Source organism: Pseudoalteromonas sp. ECSMB14103 (genome assembly GCF_000813065.1).
Taxonomy (GTDB): domain Bacteria; phylum Pseudomonadota; class Gammaproteobacteria; order Enterobacterales; family Alteromonadaceae; genus Pseudoalteromonas; species Pseudoalteromonas marina.
The window spans coordinates 169,619-186,992 of sequence record NZ_JWGY01000002.1 but is presented as its reverse complement, the minus strand read 5'-3'; the positions used below and the strand labels follow the sequence as shown (position 1 = coordinate 186,992).

The following is a 17,374-nucleotide window of genomic DNA, read 5'->3' as shown; positions in this document are numbered from 1 at the left end:
CACTATATATTGTGATTGTGTTAGTTTTTACGCAAAGCTTGATGATAAAAAAAGCAGCCGAAATTTATTTTCAAAATGTGTAAATTTAGTCGATCCTGAGTTGATTTTTAAAAATTTCAACTTCAATGAATGATCAAAGGTTAATGCCTACTAACACAAATACGTTATCCCAACGTTATCCACAAATAGGGGCAATTATGCCCCTTGCAAATCAACTCAGACCACACTATCTTGTGATCTCTAAATTGAACAACACCAGATATTGTGGCCAAATGTTATTCAATTAAATTTACCTCATTGGGTAAAACTTATAAAAAATGAGCACTACTTCTCTTTTTGAGACGTACAACTTTGGTCAAAAATACATTATCCCCAAGGAATACAGGCAAAGCTATGAACCAACAGTTATCTGTAAGCAAACGTGACGGGCGCAAAGAGCCTCTTGATCTTGATAAGATCCATCGCGTTATAGAATGGGCCGCCGAAGGTTTAAATAACGTTTCGGTTTCACAGGTTGAATTAAAGTCACATATTCAATTTTATGATGGTATTCGTACAAAAGATATTCACGAAACGATTATCAAAGCGGCTGCCGATCAGATTTCTAAAGAATCACCTGATTACCAGTATCTTGCTGCGCGTTTAGCTGTATTCCACTTACGTAAAAAAGCATACGGTCAATTTGAGCCACCGCGTTTATTTGATCACGTAACAAAAATGGTGAGTGATAAACGTTACGATGCTCACTTACTTGCTGATTATACAGAGCAAGAATTTGACGAATTAGACGAATACCTTGACCACTCACGCGATCTTAATTTTAGTTACGCTGCAGTTAAGCAATTAGAAGGTAAATACCTAGTTCAAAACCGTGTAACGGGTGAAATTTATGAAAGCGCACAGTTTTTATATATTTTAGTGGCTGCAAGCTTATTTGCAGATTACCCACGAGAAACACGAGTTTCATACATAAAACGTTTTTACGACGCGGTATCGTTATTTAAAATTTCATTGCCTACGCCAATCATGGCTGGTGTACGTACGCCTACTCGTCAATTTAGCTCTTGCGTACTTATTGAATGTGGCGACAGCCTTGATTCAATCAATGCAACATCGTCAGCTATTGTAAAATATGTTTCTCAGCGTGCTGGTATCGGTATTAATGCTGGTCGTATCCGTGCATTAGGAAGCCATATCCGTAATGGCGAAGCATACCACACAGGTTGTATCCCTTTTTACAAGCACTTTCAAACAGCTGTTAAGAGTTGTTCGCAAGGTGGTGTTCGCGGCGGCGCAGCAACCCTATTCTACCCGCTATGGCATTTAGAAGTAGAGAACCTTTTAGTTCTTAAAAATAACCGTGGTGTTGATGACAACCGTGTTCGTCATTTAGATTACGGCGTACAGTTTAATAAGTTAATGTATTCTCGTTTGATTAAAGACGATTACATTACGTTATTTAGCCCATCAGACGTGCCAGGTCTTTACGATGCGTTTTTTGAAGATCAAGACGAATTTGATGCGTTATATGTTAAATACGAACAAGACGAGTCAATTCGTAAAAAGCGTATTAAAGCCATTGAATTGTTCTCTGTGTTTGCACAAGAGCGTGCAAGTACTGGCCGCATATACTTACAGAATGTAGATCACTGTAATACACATAGCCCGTTTATAGCGAAAGTTGCGCCAATTCGTCAGTCTAACTTGTGTTTAGAAATTGCATTACCGACTAAACCACTTAACAACGTTAACGACGAAGAAGGCGAAATTGCACTATGTACATTGTCTGCTTTCAACCTAGGTGCGCTTGAGTCTCTAGATGAACTAGAAGAGCTTGCGGAGCTAGCAGTACGTGCACTCGATAACCTACTCGACTTCCAAGACTACCCAGTACCAGCTGCCAAAAACGCAACAATGGGACGTCGTACGTTAGGAATAGGTGTAATCAACTATGCCTACTACTTAGCTAAAAATGGTAAGCGTTATTCAGACGGCAGTGCAAATGCACTAACACATAAAACATTCGAAGCTATTCAATACTACTTGATGAAAGCGTCAAACGAACTTGCAAAAGAACGTGGTGCATGTCCTAAGTTTAACGAAACAACGTATTCTCAAGGCATTATGCCAACAGATACGTATAAAACAGACTTAGATAAAATTTGTGATGAGCCACTGCACCTTGATTGGGATGCACTGCGTAAGAGCATACAAGAACACGGTATGCGTAACTCAACACTAAGCGCATTAATGCCATCAGAAACGTCATCGCAAATCTCGAACGCAACAAATGGTATCGAGCCGCCACGCGGTCACATTAGTGTTAAAGCAAGTAAAGATGGTATTTTAAAACAAGTTGTACCTGAGTACGAACGTTTGAAAGACAACTATGAGTTACTTTGGGACATTCCTTCTAATGATGGTTACTTACAGCTTGTCGGTATCATGCAAAAATTTGTTGACCAAACTATTTCTGCAAACACAAATTATGATCCAAATAAATTTGAAGGCGGTAAAGTACCTATGAAAGTCTTATTAAAAGACTTACTTAGCGCCTACAAATTGGGGGTCAAAACGTTGTATTACCATAATACCCGTGATGGCGCATCTGATGCACAAGACGACACTCCAGAAGTGGAAGATGACGATTGTGCAGGCGGCGCGTGTAAAATATAGTCGTTAATTTTATCTTAAGCGGGCATGCAGCCCGCTTTGTTCTGATAGTTTTTTGAGTGATAAACATGTCTTATACTACTTTTAGTCGTAATCATAATAACCAAATGCAAGAGCCAATGTTTTTTGGCCAGACCGTTAACGTATCGCGTTACGATCAACAAAAATATCCTATTTTTGAAAAGTTAATTGAAAAGCAATTGTCTTTCTTTTGGCGACCAGAAGAAGTAGATGTGAGTAAAGACCGTTTAGATTTTCAGGCGCTACCAGAGCATGAAAAGCACATATTTTTAAGTAACTTAAAATATCAAACACTGCTTGATAGTGTACAAGGCCGCTCTCCTAACGTTGCGCTACTACCTATCGTGTCTATCCCAGAACTTGAAACCTGGATAGAAACGTGGGCATTTAGTGAAACAATTCACAGCCGTTCATACACCCACATTATTCGTAACGTAACACAATCACCAGAGCTTATTTTTGATGACATCGTTAGCAACGATAAAATTAGCGAGCGCGCTGATGCAGTTACAACTTATTACGATGATTTAATTAACTCTGTTTCACTTTACAACCTTTACGGTGAAGGCAAGCATGAAATCAACGGTAAAACAGTTGTTGTAAACTTATTCGAGCTGAAAAAGAAACTTTACCTCGCTATGATGTCGGTAAATATTCTTGAAGCAATTCGTTTTTATGTCAGCTTTGCTTGTTCATTTGCATTTGCTGAACGTGAACTTATGGAAGGTAACGCTAAGATAATCAAACTAATTGCACGTGACGAAGCACTTCATCTTTCGGGTACACAGCATATTTTAAATATCATGCAAGACGGTAAAGACGACCCAGAAATGGCAATCGTTGCAGCTCAGTGTCGCGATGAAGCAATTAAAATGTTTGTACAAGCTGCTGAGCAAGAGAAAGAATGGGCAGAGTACCTATTCAAAGATGGCTCTATGATTGGCTTAAACAAGCATATTTTATGTCAGTATGTTGAATATATTACTAACGCACGTATGACTGCTATTGGTTTGCCAGCCCAATTTGAAAACAACAGTAACCCTATCCCATGGATCAACTCATGGTTAGTGTCTGATAATGTTCAGGTTGCACCACAAGAGGCAGAAATTAGTTCATACCTTGTAGGTCAAATAGATTCACAAGTTGATGCTGCTGAATTTGGTGACTTTGACTTATAATGAATAGCGAAACGACTGCAAGTGTTACACTTGCAGAAAACAGCCAGCGCATTGAATATAGCCCTGGCTGCCCTTCTCTTTTACACTGCTTAGAATCTCAAAAAATAGACGTTGCTTATCAATGTCGTGAAGGCTACTGCGGTGCTTGCAGAGCAACTTTAGTATCTGGCAATGTTAAATATAATGAAGAGCCACTCGCGTTTGTTCGTGATGGTGAAATACTTTTATGCTGTAGCAAGCCAAACGGAAATATAAGTATTAATCTAAAATAATTAATAGCTTTATAGCAGCACCCATCTTTACTGGGCATTATAATGTTTATTAGTAAAACGATAATGACCAGTAATCTTATAATCAAATAGCATTCCGCTTATTTCTGGTCCTCGCCCTATATTATGTACAATTTGAACATTCTCGGCGCTGCTTAAAGCTTCCGTAACAACCATGCCTATATGGGGTAAGTTACCGGGTAACATCCAAGTAACTATATCACCAACTTTATAATCACGTGAGTTACTTGAAATAGTTAACTCTGTGCCTTGACGCTTAAAAAATACTTGAAGGTTAGGTACACGCCTGTGGTCGATATTTTTATCTGGTTTTTTTAAACCCCAAATTCGCTCAGACGGATACATCACAAAATTTGCTCGAATATCTTCATGTACTCTTTGTTGTAAATCCACACCCAATTGGCGGTAAGCGCGAATAATAACATCGGTACACACACCAATATTACTTGGTACATCACCACCGGGATAGGTCATTGAATAATAACTGCCATCATAAGTAATATTGTGTGTTGTTCTTTCAATCAGAGCTGCGGATATTTGCTGATTGAAAGAGTTAGCAAACGAACAAAAAGGTAAAAACGTAAATAAATATAAACCGTATTTAAACATAATCACCCTTTTAAAAACGCTATACGCCAAAGCTTTAATTAGCCTTCTTCTTCAACAAGTGACTCTAACAAGTCATGAATCTCTGCTTTAAGTTCTTTGTCTTCTATTTTATTTGCACTGACTTTGGCACTTTGAAGATTTTTTATAGCCTCTTCTTTTTGGCCCATCTCAAGTTGTAGTGTCGCCATAGAAAAAGCAACCGACGACATATGGTCTTTATTATTAATAGCAATAGATTTTGCTAGTGCCTTCTCGTAGGTAGTAATAGCATCTTCTAACTCTTCTGTAAAATCAGCCAGTGTTTCCCACTGAACAGGATGATCTTTAGAGGTATTTTCGTTTTCTTCACAAATTGCTTTTAGTTTAGAAAAAAGTAACTCAAAGCGTTTGCGATCATTTTTATTCGCCGCACTCATTAATTCTTCAGCCAAATCATGTACCGCTTTGTATACTTTTGTATTCATCATTACGTATCACCCTTAATGTATTTATGCTTAAAATAGCAAAATATAAATTTAAATGGCTCATTAAATATGCCCTTAGGCCGATCATACAACATTAAAGTGTATAGCAAACGATTTAACTACAGGGGCAGTAGTTAAAAATGTATTTTGATGAGGTTTAACTATTTTATAAGTATTAAAACCCTCTAAAAGACTTAACTATAGTGGATTTGTAAATATCAGAACGAAAAAGAATATTTGGTAAGCTCTTTCAGGCTATAAACTTAAATGCTTAGGGTTAATAAAAAATAATAATTTCAAACAATTTAACACGAGCTGTTAAACTAATAATTGTAGAAATTATATAAAGATGAATAAATCATGAAAGAGTGTAACCAGTGTGGTAAGTGCTGTACCAAATATGGTGGTGGTGACCTCGACGTATCATCAGAAGAAATTGAAATGTGGGCGCTCTTTAATCCCGAGATTTATCAATATGTACAAAACAATAAAATTTGGTTTGATCCGAACACAGGTGATAAATTAAATAACTGCCCTTTTTTAGCAATCGAACCTAAAAAAGATGAAGGTGCTCGCGATAAATTCATATGTAATATTTACCTAGACCGACCTGAAGATTGCCGCCAATACCCTAGCCTAATAGCCGAAATGCTACGTGACGAATGTGAAATGCTAGAGCCTACTGACTTAAAAAACCAAACACGAGCACAATACAAGCTTGATGTACTAATGATTGATAGCAGATAAAATACCCACCTGAGTGATTTATCATCATTTTTAGTTAATTAAACGCAAACACAAAAGTTATAGTATAACATTGTTGATTCGCAAATTATGAACTGTTATATTATATCACAACATGTAATCACCAAATAATTTACCAATGACAAAGTTAACATTAATTTCTTCTGCCATTTTATCGGTTTTATGTACCCAATCTGCTCTAGCTGCAACAATAACAGGTAAGGTAACAAACGATAAAAATCAACCTATTGAAAACGCTTCCATTCATGTTCATGGAAAAAATCAAACTATAAAAAGTAATGAGCTTGGCGAATTCTCAATTGAAATTGACGCTAACAGCCAACTTCATATCAGTAAAGACAACTACATAGATTCAAGAATAACGGTAACTGAATCGTCAAATAATGTCACGGTTTCACTTTTACCAACCTCGGTTGAAACCGTTGTGGTTTATGCATCTGCGCTACACAAAAGCAGCTTAGAAATGATTTCACCTGTAAGCGTTCTGTCGGGTGATGAGTTAAGAAATAAATCTAAACCAACACTTGGCGAAACACTAAAAGGTTTACCTGGTGTTAATGCAAGCTACTTTGGCCCTGTATCCTCAAGCCCTATTATTCGAGGTTTAGATGGTCCTCGCGTTAAAATCACCCAAAACGGATTAGATGCTAGTGATGCATCGCGCATTGGACCAGACCATGCAACCTCAAGCGACAGCTTAGCAGCTGAACAAATTGAAGTACTTCGTGGACCAAGTACACTTTTGTATGGCTCAGGTGCAATTGGTGGTGTGGTAAATGTGGTTGATAACCGTATTCCAACGAGTAATTTAGATGATTTAACCGGTGCCGCTGAGTACAGCCATGACACGGTTTCTAACTCAAATACCATGGCCGCAAAACTAGAAACAGGAAATGACGGATTTAACTTTCATTTTGATGGGACTAAACGCAGTGGCGATGACTATGAAACGCCTACATTTACAGTAACTGATGAAGATGGCGACATAGAAACTGAAAACTCAGTAGAAAACACGTTTATTGATAGCGAAACACTAAATTTTGGTACTAGCTACGTTGGCGAGCACCTTACTGTTGGATTTTCTTACGGTAGTATAGAAACTGACTATGGAATACCTGGACATGAACATCATCATGAGCATGATCACGAAGGTGAAACTGAAGAAGAACATGCAGAACATGAGGATGAAGAAGAAGGCGAAGAAGCTGTTTTTGCACAGCTAGAGCAAGACCGTTGGCAAGGCTTAGTCAGTTATGCGCTTCACAATAACTGGATAGAAACAATCAACCTTCGTATTGGTTATACAGACTATTCACACAGTGAAATTGAAGATGGTGAAATTGGCACCACGTTCACTAATGAAACTACCGAAGCGCGTTTAAACGTAGAACATAAATTCGCGGATTGGCATGGTATGCTGGGCTATCATTACAGCGATTCTGACTACGATGCAATTGGTGATGAAGCATTTACTCCAGCCAGTATAACAACCTCAAATGCACTTTATGTGTTAGAAGAACGCGTGTTTGGTGATGTAACTTTAGAGCTTGGTGCTCGTATTGAAGATTACAAAATTGAAAGTAAAATATCTTCTGCTGAGCATCATCATGACCATGATGAAGTGGTTGAAGAAGAGTTTGAAGAAGAACATGAAGAAGAGATAATTGCCTACAGTGAAAGTTTTACTAACGTAAGTGCATCTGCAGGGGCTATTTGGCAATATACACCAGGACAAAGTTTAGCACTGAGCCTATCTCACTCTGAGCGTGCGCCGCTTTCTGCTGAGCTGTTATCAAATGGCCTACACATTGCAACAGGTACTTACGAACTTGGCTTAGGTTACCACATCGAAGATAACGAAGCGCATTTTGAACCTGAGGACATCAAGCAAGAAAAATCAACTAACCTTGATTTAAGCTTTAGACGCTTTAGCGGAGATTTTGGTTACACTGTAAACTTTTTCTATAACGATATTAAAAATTTCTATTTCCAAGAAAATACGGGCTTGGTTTACGATGAAGAAGATGGTTTAGAATCAGCTGTTGGTGCACACGACGATGCAGTCGCTGTTTACCAATTTAGAAGCAAAGATGCAGAGCTCTATGGATTTGAGTTCGATGCACACTACCAAATTACACCAAACACAATGGTTAAAGTATTTGGTGACTCTACCCGCGCTAAACTTAAAAATGACGAAGGCAACTTGCCGCGTATACCAGCAAATAAGTTAGGCTCTGAATTACAGTATGATTTAGGTAACTTGCAACTAACCCTAACTGGTACACATTACTTCGATCAAAATGATATCACTGCGTTTGAAAGCCAAACAGATGGTTATACTTTATTTGATGCTCAAGCTAACTACCAATTAGGGTTAGGTGCTGTTGATGCTCAATTTTATATAAATGTTGATAACCTGACTGATGAGCTTGGGTTTGTTCATACCTCATTTATAAAAGATAAAGCCCCTCTTCCAGGTAGAAATATTCGCTTAGGTGTTCGTGGCTACTTTTAATCATTAAAAGCTATGCTTTGAGATTAAAGTGTTTAATTAATAACTCCCTTTTGAAACCGCATTTTTAAATGCGGTTTTTTTTATATGAGTTGCTTTGTAATTGAAGTTTAGAGTTAAAAGTGACTGTTCGTATTGCCTGAAAATAATTAAAGGTAATTTTTAATAGGCACAAAAAAACCGCGCTATTAGTAAGCGCGGTTTTTTAACTAACTTAATAATGACTATTAAGAAAGGATTTCGTGTAGCTCAACGTCAAATACAAGCGTTGAGAAAGGTGCAATTGCAGCACCTGCACCACGTTCACCATAAGCAAGCTCATGAGGAACGTAAATACGCCATTTAGTGCCTACTGGCATCATTTGTAAAGCTTCAGTCCAACCTTTGATCACGCCACCTACTGGGAATTCAGCTGGTTGACCGCGCTCGTAAGAGCTATCAAATACTGTACCGTTAATTAATGTACCGTGGTAATCAACACGTACTGTAGACTCAGCAGTTGGCTTTTCGCCTTCACCTGTTGCTAATACTTCATATTGAAGACCAGACTCAGTAACTGTGATTTCAGGACGTTTTGCGTTTTCTTCTAAGAATGCAATGCCTTCAGCAGAAAGTACTTTTGACTCTTCTTCACGACGAGCTTGAATCTCTTCGTTAACTTTTTCAAATGCAGCTTGGATCTCTGGGATCTCAACTTGAAAAGCGCTACCTGCGTACGCATCTTTCATGCCTTCAAACACTGAATTTAGGTTTAAGCCTTCAAAAGGATTAGACTTAAGTTGCTCACCCATTTGTAAGCCAATACCGTAACTTGCTTTTTCAGCATCTGTAGTAAAATTATCTGACATAATGTGTTTTTCACGTTTTGTTAGTTAAAAGACATGAGTATGCTATCACAAAATAACGCACGTTTGGTGCTAGTTTTTATTGAGTTTTACCTTTAACAGACCAACAATAAAGCAACTAAGTATCAAACTGAATAAAAATCCAGCAAGCAATGAAAAAGTTAATAAACTAGCGGTGCCGCCAATAATAATTGGTACAGCGATTAATCCAACTACACCAATAAAAACTGAGGCAACTAGGGGCCATTTTGTATCGTACTTAGTAATTAAGTGGGCCACTAAAATATTAAAACCTACACCATATGCAAACGCTGTAATTAATGGGTGTTCTGGTTGTGCGTCGGCTGCCATTTTAATTAGTACGCTCATGCCGCTTTGGTAACAGTAACCAAACACGGTCCATAAAAGAATGTGTTTTAAAAGCTGTGCACTCATAGGAATAGTTGCTTTGTCTGTCATTTATCAAACCCCAGATAGCAAAAAACCGCCATAAGGCGGTTTTTTAAATAATGGTGGAGAGATAGGGATTTGAACCCTAGATAGGCTACAAACCTATGCCGGTTTTCAAGACCGGTGCATTCGACCACTCTGCCATCTCTCCGTACGGCGCGAATAATATGGGTTATCGAGATATTTGTAAAGCTTTAAATGTAAAAAAATAAAATTTAATCTAGTAGCGTAAAAAAACTATCACTTATTCATTTTAAGATTTTAAAAATAGCGGTTACTAATAATACTGTTTAGGCCTACGCGCAATCCAAGAACACACTAAGCAAACCAACAAGCTCAATGAGAAAAAAGTAACCCCTTGAAAAATTAAATCAAAACGGTTTAAGTCGTCACTTGGCACAATGACAAACATAAAAGTAGGCAGAATACTTAACATAAGTACATAACAACATACTTTAAATGCGCGTCCAAAATCAAATCGTTTAGATTGTTGCATCCACCAAGTAAGTAGTACCAATACACTGACGGCTGAACCGGCAATAAAAGGGGCAGCATTTGTACTCATTGCTACATATAACGTAACAAACGCACCTAAAAGCCCCCAAATTGACCAAGCGAGCCAGTTTTCTTTTTCACGTAAAAATAAATTTCCCATAATTTAAGTCTTCTTTATCGTTATTATTTTGAGACTCTCCATACATTATCAAAAAACAACCGATTAAAAAACAATCTGCAGAAGAATTATCAAGTTATTTAGCATCCATGCCCTTCTTGCAGTTTCTCACTAACATTAATAATCAGTGATTAAAATTTATACTCAATTATAAGTGACCCTATATGTATGTAAAAGTTCACACTTATTTATAAATCAGTAAAATAAGTTTCTGGCTTATGCCTTGGTGACTTTTTACAATCGACGGCAGGTGTACCTATGTACAAGTACCCCACAATTTCATCTAACTCGTTTAAATTAAGCGCTAGCTTAACCGCATTACTTTGTGCAAAATACCCCGTGCGCCAAACACCCCCTAACCCTTGTGCAAATGCGGCTTGTTGCATTGCAAGTACGCTACAGCCTGCGCTTTGGACTTGCTCTATACGTGGCACTTTGGGATGTTGTTGATATTTAGCTATGGCAATGATGATCATTGGAGCACGAAGCGGTAATTCTTTAGCTCGGTTTATAACTTTATCTTCTTGTTTCTCTGCCACTGCACTCTCGTGGTAAATCGAACCTAACTTTTCACGCGCTTGCCCTTCAACAACAATAAATTGCCATGGCGCTATGCAACCATGATCGGGGACACGAAGTGCAGCTTGTTTGATAATATTTAGCTGCTCAATTGATGGGCCTGGCTCTGTTAGTTTTGAGTCAGATTGGCGAGTTAATAAAAGCTCAATAGCGTCCATAATTATTTCTCGATATTTAAAACGCTAGGGTAACATTTTAAGTCTGTGTTGATAAATATTGAAATAAAACGCCAGCAAAAAATAATTTTTGCTGGCGTATATAAACTTACGTTAAGTTTACTCTTTAGAGACACTTCTTCTGAGCCAATAATCAACGCTAACAAAGCGCCCACCTCCGGTGAAAAATAAACTCAGGAGCATTGCGAAATAAATGGCAGCAAATTCTATCCCATTATTTAAAATTGAAGGTTTACCTTTTTCGTACAGGTAATCTACAAACCCATGCTCATCGACTATTGATCGTATTTTGCCAATTCGCTCTTGTACTTCAACTGAGTTTTCAAGACTTTCTTTGGCGCCGGGTATAGACAACCAATCAAGTACCTGAGCTGCACTCGTATCAGGGTTAGTCGGAGCAATTGCAAACCAGCCATTGTGCCAATGTACTGATGTTGCAGCAACAACCATAGTAAACATTAGAGGAATACTTACGAAGCGAGTCAATAGACCTAATAATAAAAACCAACCACCCAAAAATTCGCTCCAACCAGCTAAAAATGCAAGTAAGTCGGGAAACGGTAAACCCAAGCCCCATTCACTATTTCCAAACCATTGCACAACATCAGGTGATGCTAATAAATTATTGAAGAAGCCAGTAGCATCGCCGCTGATGGCGAGCTTATTATAACCCGCGATAATCATCACAGGGGCTAAAATTAATCTAAAAAGTAAAGGAGGCAACCCATCTAAAAATGATAGTTTACCTATTGCAGCTACATAGAAGCGAGTCAGTGTGTTCATGCGTATCCTGTGTTTAATGTTTATTTAGTTATAGACTATAAACAACAAAGACCGCATGAATTACTAAACTATTTCAACTTGTCGAAAGGTCAAATACTTCTCGCTATTTGAAGGGCTTCAAAAATAGCGCGCTTAGCATCAATTGCAGCAGCGAGTTTAGCGCCACCAATCACGTGTACTTTAGCGTTTTCAGCATAGGGCTTTACAACTTCATCATTTGAAACTTGACCAATACACGCAATAACAGTGTCGACCGGTAACACTTGAGTTTCTCCACCAACTGTAATAGTTAAACCCTTGCTATCAAAGCTTTGATACTGACAATCTGCAATTTGTTTTACACCATGCTGCTTAGCTACTTGACGATGGATCCAACCTGTTGTTTTTCCAAGTTCACTACCAAATCGGCCAGAGCTTCTTTTTAACATGTACAACTGACGCTCGTCTTTGTGTGGCTTCGGTTCACATTCAATTCCCCACTGCGTTTTAAACTCATCAATGGTTTGTGATTTATGTTCACTTAAAAATGCCACCATATCAAAACCAATGCCGCCAGCACCTAAAATGGCAATAGAGTTGCCTAACTCGACTTCGCCACGAATTACTTCATCGTATGCAAATACGCGTTTGTTATCACCACATTTAATTGACGCCTCACGTGGGCGAACACCCGTTGCAAATACAATATCGTCGTACTGTGTCAGCATTGACTCGTTGTATGACGTTTCGAGTTTAACCGCTACATCTAAACGTTCTAGCTCATTAATAAAGTATGCCAGTGTATGATTAAAGTCTTCTTTGCCAGGTATTTGCATGGCTAAATTAAATTGGCCACCCATTTGCGCTTTTTGGTCAATCAAAGTGACCTTATGACCTTTTTGAGCCAAATAACAACTTGCAGATAAGCCAGCAGGGCCTGCGCCCACAACAAGTACATTTTTTGAGTTTGTCGCTTTATCGAGCGGGTAATCAAGCTCAAAAGCCGCTTGAGGATTAACCAAGCAGGTTGCACGTTTATTTTTAAATACATGATCTAAACAGCCTTGGTTACAGCCAATACAAATGTTAATTTGTTTTGTTTGATCATTTTGATATTTATTAAAAAACTCAGGATCAGCTAATAAAGGTCTAGCCATTGATATGAGGTCGGCTTCACCTGCATTTAAAATGTCATTTGCAATGTCAGGTGTATTAATACGGTTTACTGCAATGACTGGAACGCTAACAACACTTTTTAAGCGCTTAGACGCTTCTTTAAAGGCTCCTGGTGGAACCATACTAGCAATCGTAGGAACGCGCGCTTCATGCCAGCCAATACCCGTATTAAAAATATCAACCCCGGCTTTTTCAAGCTCAGTGGCTTGAATAACCACTTCATCAGGAGTGGACCCATCAGGGATTAGATCCATAACTGACAGTCTAAATATAATTAAAAATTTATCAGATACTTTAGCCCTAACCGCTTTGACTATTTCAAGCGCTAGGCGCATTCTGTTTTCAAGGCTTCCACCAAATTCGTCTTCGCGTTTGTTGGTGTGTGGCGCCATGAATTCATTAATCAAATAACCTTCAGACCCCATTACCTCAACGCCATCATACCCAGCTTTTTCAGCCATATAAGCAGAGTGCGCAAAGTCTTTAATCGTTTTTTTAATTGAGCTCAGTGACATTTCTTTAGGCTTGTAGGGATTAATTGGAGCCTGAATAGCACTAGGTGCCTGATTGAAAGGATGATAAGCATAGCGACCCGCATGCAGTAACTGTAAACAAATTTTCCCACCATGTTTATGAACAGCATCTGTGTATGCGCGATGCTTAAAAACATCATAATAACTGTTAAAAGAAGACGATATTGGCGTTAACTTGCCTCGCAGGTTCGGGCTATAGCCACCGGTAATGAGCATGGCTGTGCCGCCTTTTGCACGGGCTTCATAAAATGCACGTAAACGTTTTCTGTTATGCCATCCCTCTTCGAGGCCCGTATGCATTGAGCCCATAACTAATCTGTTTCGTAATTGTGTGTGTTTTAATTGTAGTTGTTGTTCTAACATCTCATGCCCCATTAACTGGTCTAACCTGTGTAGATTCACTAATTCTGCTTTAATGATAACGAATAAGCAATATTTGCATGTATTTAATTAATACTTAAGACACGCTTAAAATACGTACTCATCTCAAAATTACTATTTAATACGAGAGTGTATTGCATAATAAATCCATTGTTTTCGGTAGCTTAAACGTATTTATAAACACTTCGTTACGATTTAGCAGTTAAATTTATATTTATTCTAGGATAAGATGAAACAAATGTATTAGCTGTACCAAATTAAGGAGCTATTTTGATAGCAAAAATATTCAAAGGTATTTGGGCTGGAATAAACTTTTCTCGTCGATTAATAATCAACTTTTTGTTTGTGCTACTTGTTATTGTATTTATTGCAGGTATATCAAGTGATGATGATAAAATTATTGTAGAGGAAGGCTCTGTTCTTAGGTTAAACCTAAATGGCCCATTGGTTGAAGAAAAGTTATATGTAGATCCTATTGAAGCGGCTTTAAATGACGCAACATCAGGTAACGACGAACCAAGTGAGATTTTACTCGATGATGTTGTTGAAGTCATAAACGAAGCAGCAAAAGATAGTCGTATCAGTGTACTACTACTTGATTTACAAGAAATGCCTAAAGCGCATTTAAATAAACTTAAACAAATTACCAACGCTATTGAAGGCTTCAAACAAGCTGGCAAAAAAGTAATCGCTACAGGTTACTACTACACGCAAGCGCAGTATTACATCGCTGCACATGCTGATGAAATAGCGATGCACCCGTATGGAAGCGTTGCTATTGAAGGTTACGGCATGTACCCACTGTATTTTAAAGACGCACTAGAAAAGCTAGAAGTAACACAGCATATTTTTAGAGTAGGTACATTTAAATCAGCTGTTGAACCCTTTATCCGTAACGATATGTCTGAAGCGGCTAAAGAAGCAAACCGTGTATGGTTAGGTGCACTTTGGAATGAATATAAGCAAGATGTTTCTGCTGTACGTCCATTCGATGAGTCAAACTTTGATGAAACTATGGATGTTTACCTAGAAAAAATGCAAGCTGCTAACGGTGATGCTGGTAAATATGCACTCGATAATCAATGGGTTGATTCGCTTAAAACAAGTCAGCAAATACGCCAACAATTGATAGATTTAGTGGGTGCGCAAGAAGATGGAAAAACATTTAAACACGTATCGTTTCGTCAATACCTGAGCCTGGTTAAGCCTCCTGTCGTTTTTGATAACCCAATTACTGAGAAAGTAGCGGTTGTTGTAGCGAGAGGAACAATTGTAGATGGTGAGCGCAGAGCGGGCGAAATTGGTGGTGACTCTACCGCTGCCCTTCTCCGTAAAGCAAGACTTGATGATAAAGTAAAAGCAGTGGTACTTCGTATTGATTCAGGTGGCGGTAGTATGTTCGCATCTGAAGTTATTCGCGCAGAGGTATTAGCTCTAAAAGGAGCCGGTAAACCTGTTATCGCATCAATGAGTTCTGTTGCGGCATCTGGCGGTTACTGGATTGCATCTGCTGCAAACGAAATTTGGGCTGCACCAAGTACGATTACAGGGTCGATTGGTGTATTTGGTACATTTATGACATTTGAAAATACATTATCAAAAATTGGGGTGTATTCTGATGGTGTTGCAACCACCGAAATGGCAGGTTTTTCTGTCACTCGCCCACTTAACGAAAAAATGGCTCAAGTTATTCAAATGAGTGTTGAAGAGGCTTACGGTCGATTTTTGAATGTTGTAGCTCAGGCTCGAGGCATGACGCCTGAGGAAGTTGATGCAATTGCGCAAGGTCGAGTTTGGATTGCTTCTCAAGCACTTGAACTGGGATTAATTGATAAGCTAGGTGATAAGCAAGATGCAATTGATGCTGCAGCCGCCCTTGCTAAGTTAGAAAACTACGATGTTAAAACAATCACACAAGATTTGAGCCCGCAAGAAAAAATGCTACAAGACATTTTTGGAAGTGCATCAGTGAAATCGATGTTGGGTCTTCAAACAAAAGTACCATCTGTTTTAGCAACACAAGCTAATTTAAACAGCGTCATTCAACAATTGAGTAGTGAAGTTGAAAGCCTCAAGGATTATAACGATCCACAGGGTGTGTACGCTCGTTGTTTAGAGTGTAAAGTTGCACAATAAAGATGCGTGATTCACACTCGTTGCTTTATTTACACTAGCGACAGGTTATACTAAGCCCAGTTTTTTTACTGGGCTTTTTTTATGAAACGTAAACGCATTTATATCGCTTATACCGGCGGTACCATAGGAATGAAAAAATCAAGTCGGGGTTACATTCCCGCAGAAGGTTTCTTAACCGAAACGGTTATGAACAATGCCGAATTTAATCGTGATGAAATGCCCTTATTTGATATTCACGAATACTGTCCACTTATTGATTCATCTGACATGTCCCCTGCGCACTGGCAACTTATTGCAGATGATATAAAAAGCAAATATCAGCAATACGACGGCTTTGTTGTACTGCATGGTACAGACACCATGGCCTATACTGCATCGGCACTTTCATTCATGTTTGATAATTTAACTAAACCCGTTATTGTTACCGGATCGCAAATTCCACTTTCTCAACTACGATCTGATGGACAGGTTAATTTGTTAAATGCGATGTACTTAGCTGCTAATTACCCAATTGCAGAAGTGAGTCTGTTTTTTAATAACCAGTTATTTAGAGGTAATAGAGCTACTAAAGCACATGCAGATGGTTTTGATGCCTTTGCTTCACCAAATTTAGAGCCTCTTGCATTATCAGGCATTAATATTCAACTTATTAAAGGCCAACTAAGTCCTTATGTTGAAAACGAACTTCAAGTAACCACAATAACACCACAGCCAATTGGCGTACTTTATTTATACCCAGGAATAAGTACCGAGGTGGTGAAGAGCCTTGTAAACGATAACATTAAGGCTTTAGTGTTATTAAGCTTTGGCGTTGGTAATGCACCTCAAGACGATAAGTTTTTATCTGTTTTAAGTGAAGCAAGTAATAAAGGAATGATTATTGTTAATTTAACACAATGCCTAAAAGGCCAAGTCAATATGGGCGGTTACGCAACCGGCAACGCATTATTAAATATTGGCGTTATTAGTGGGTATGATATGACTTTAGAAGCCTGCTTAACCAAACTTCATTGCCTATTCAGCCAGAATCTAGAAATCGAGACTATTCGCCACTTAATGCAAGATAATATGCGTGGTGAATTAACAAGATAAAGAGTTACACATCTGCAGAATCAAAAAAGGCACGCTTATAGCGTGCCTTTTTGTCTAAT

15 protein-coding genes and 1 tRNA gene are annotated in these 17,374 nt (G+C 38.4%); 7 read left to right on the top strand and 9 right to left on the bottom strand.

All coding sequences use genetic code 11. From position 1 onward, the window contains the following. The first annotated feature begins 393 nt into the window (after positions 1-393). The 3 genes from nrdA to yfaE all read left to right on the top strand — a co-directional run bounded on the left by nrdA (position 394) and on the right by yfaE (position 4,144). Positions 394-2,676, top strand: coding sequence for a class 1a ribonucleoside-diphosphate reductase subunit alpha (gene nrdA / locus RF53_RS05880; protein WP_008132948.1), 2,283 nt, complete (start codon positions 394-396; stop codon positions 2,674-2,676). Positions 2,677-2,741: 65 nt separating this feature from the next. Beyond that, a complete protein-coding gene (gene nrdB, locus RF53_RS05875) occupies positions 2,742-3,872 on the top strand; it encodes a class Ia ribonucleoside-diphosphate reductase subunit beta (RefSeq protein WP_006794448.1) in 1,131 nt (376 codons plus the stop codon). Next, the gene (gene yfaE / locus RF53_RS05870) at positions 3,872-4,144 is read left to right on the top strand and encodes a class I ribonucleotide reductase maintenance protein YfaE (protein WP_039036916.1); all 273 of its coding nucleotides are present in this window, start codon (positions 3,872-3,874) and stop codon (positions 4,142-4,144) included. The genes nrdB and yfaE overlap by 1 nt, the downstream gene beginning before the upstream one ends. A 27-nt stretch (positions 4,145-4,171) precedes the next feature. Here yfaE and RF53_RS05865 read toward each other — a convergent pair whose 3' ends face one another. Next, entirely contained in the window at positions 4,172-4,771 is a 600-nt protein-coding gene (locus RF53_RS05865) for a DUF1287 domain-containing protein (RefSeq protein ID WP_039036915.1), read from the bottom strand. A gap of 38 nt (positions 4,772-4,809) precedes the next feature. Continuing rightward, positions 4,810-5,238, bottom strand: a complete 429-nt coding sequence (locus RF53_RS05860; RefSeq protein ID WP_039036914.1) for a hypothetical protein — start codon at positions 5,236-5,238, stop codon at positions 4,810-4,812. A 357-nt stretch (positions 5,239-5,595) separates the two neighbouring features. Between RF53_RS05860 and RF53_RS05855 the strand changes: the two genes are divergently transcribed. Beyond that, positions 5,596-5,982, top strand: coding sequence for a YkgJ family cysteine cluster protein (locus RF53_RS05855; protein WP_006794452.1), 387 nt, complete (start codon positions 5,596-5,598; stop codon positions 5,980-5,982). Between the two features lie 136 nt (positions 5,983-6,118). Next, positions 6,119-8,515 carry a TonB-dependent receptor gene (locus tag RF53_RS05850; protein ID WP_039036913.1) on the top strand — a complete coding sequence of 799 codons (2,397 nt, stop codon included), beginning with the start codon at positions 6,119-6,121 and terminating at the stop codon, positions 8,513-8,515. Positions 8,516-8,739: 224 nt separating this feature from the next. On the opposite strand, the gene RF53_RS05845 is transcribed toward RF53_RS05850, so the two are convergent. From RF53_RS05845 to RF53_RS05815, 7 genes are all read right to left on the bottom strand, one after another. Next, entirely contained in the window at positions 8,740-9,360 is a 621-nt protein-coding gene (locus RF53_RS05845) for an FKBP-type peptidyl-prolyl cis-trans isomerase (protein WP_006794455.1), read from the bottom strand. A 69-nt stretch (positions 9,361-9,429) separates the two neighbouring features. Then, a complete protein-coding gene (locus tag RF53_RS05840) occupies positions 9,430-9,816 on the bottom strand; it encodes a hypothetical protein (RefSeq protein ID WP_039036912.1) in 387 nt (128 codons plus the stop codon). Between the two features lie 51 nt (positions 9,817-9,867). Beyond that, positions 9,868-9,958, bottom strand: a tRNA-Ser gene (locus tag RF53_RS05835). A gap of 126 nt (positions 9,959-10,084) precedes the next feature. Then, positions 10,085-10,462: a hypothetical protein gene (locus RF53_RS05830; protein ID WP_006794457.1), complete on the bottom strand. Its 378-nt coding sequence runs from the start codon at positions 10,460-10,462 to the stop codon at positions 10,085-10,087. Between the two features lie 206 nt (positions 10,463-10,668). Continuing rightward, positions 10,669-11,217, bottom strand: a complete 549-nt coding sequence (locus tag RF53_RS05825) for an NAD(P)H nitroreductase (RefSeq protein WP_039036911.1) — start codon at positions 11,215-11,217, stop codon at positions 10,669-10,671. Positions 11,218-11,334: 117 nt separating this feature from the next. After that, complete coding sequence (locus RF53_RS05820) at positions 11,335-12,018, bottom strand: HvfX family Cu-binding RiPP maturation protein (RefSeq protein WP_039036910.1); 684 nt, start codon at positions 12,016-12,018, stop codon at positions 11,335-11,337. Positions 12,019-12,107: 89 nt separating this feature from the next. Then, on the bottom strand, positions 12,108-14,069 hold the full coding sequence (locus RF53_RS05815; RefSeq protein ID WP_039036909.1) for an oxidoreductase: 1,962 nt from the start codon (positions 14,067-14,069) through the stop codon (positions 12,108-12,110). 288 nt (positions 14,070-14,357) lie between these two features. On the opposite strand from RF53_RS05815, the gene sppA reads away from it, so the two are divergent. Together sppA and ansA are read left to right on the top strand one after the other, a co-directional pair. Then, on the top strand, positions 14,358-16,223 hold the full coding sequence (sppA, locus tag RF53_RS05810) for a signal peptide peptidase SppA (protein ID WP_039036908.1): 1,866 nt from the start codon (positions 14,358-14,360) through the stop codon (positions 16,221-16,223). 81 nt (positions 16,224-16,304) lie between these two features. Further along, positions 16,305-17,315 carry an asparaginase gene (gene ansA, locus RF53_RS05805; protein WP_006794462.1) on the top strand — a complete coding sequence of 337 codons (1,011 nt, stop codon included), beginning with the start codon at positions 16,305-16,307 and terminating at the stop codon, positions 17,313-17,315. Positions 17,316-17,374 lie beyond the last annotated feature (59 nt).

What these genes read in the sequence shown, in the direction of transcription:
- nrdA (WP_008132948.1), top strand. Translation starts at nt 394, where the DNA reads ATGAACCAACAGTTATCTGTAAGCAAACGTGACGGGCGCAAAGAGCCT.
- nrdB (WP_006794448.1), top strand. Translation starts at nt 2,742, where the DNA reads ATGTCTTATACTACTTTTAGTCGTAATCATAATAACCAAATGCAAGAG.
- yfaE (WP_039036916.1), top strand. Translation starts at nt 3,872, where the DNA reads ATGAATAGCGAAACGACTGCAAGTGTTACACTTGCAGAAAACAGCCAG.
- RF53_RS05865 (WP_039036915.1), bottom strand. Translation starts at nt 4,771, where the DNA reads ATGTTTAAATACGGTTTATATTTATTTACGTTTTTACCTTTTTGTTCG.
- RF53_RS05860 (WP_039036914.1), bottom strand. Translation starts at nt 5,238, where the DNA reads ATGATGAATACAAAAGTATACAAAGCGGTACATGATTTGGCTGAAGAA.
- RF53_RS05855 (WP_006794452.1), top strand. Translation starts at nt 5,596, where the DNA reads ATGAAAGAGTGTAACCAGTGTGGTAAGTGCTGTACCAAATATGGTGGT.
- RF53_RS05850 (WP_039036913.1), top strand. Translation starts at nt 6,119, where the DNA reads ATGACAAAGTTAACATTAATTTCTTCTGCCATTTTATCGGTTTTATGT.
- RF53_RS05845 (WP_006794455.1), bottom strand. Translation starts at nt 9,360, where the DNA reads ATGTCAGATAATTTTACTACAGATGCTGAAAAAGCAAGTTACGGTATT.
- RF53_RS05840 (WP_039036912.1), bottom strand. Translation starts at nt 9,816, where the DNA reads ATGACAGACAAAGCAACTATTCCTATGAGTGCACAGCTTTTAAAACAC.
- RF53_RS05830 (WP_006794457.1), bottom strand. Translation starts at nt 10,462, where the DNA reads ATGGGAAATTTATTTTTACGTGAAAAAGAAAACTGGCTCGCTTGGTCA.
- RF53_RS05825 (WP_039036911.1), bottom strand. Translation starts at nt 11,217, where the DNA reads ATGGACGCTATTGAGCTTTTATTAACTCGCCAATCTGACTCAAAACTA.
- RF53_RS05820 (WP_039036910.1), bottom strand. Translation starts at nt 12,018, where the DNA reads ATGAACACACTGACTCGCTTCTATGTAGCTGCAATAGGTAAACTATCA.
- RF53_RS05815 (WP_039036909.1), bottom strand. Translation starts at nt 14,069, where the DNA reads ATGTTAGAACAACAACTACAATTAAAACACACACAATTACGAAACAGA.
- ansA (WP_006794462.1), top strand. Translation starts at nt 16,305, where the DNA reads ATGAAACGTAAACGCATTTATATCGCTTATACCGGCGGTACCATAGGA.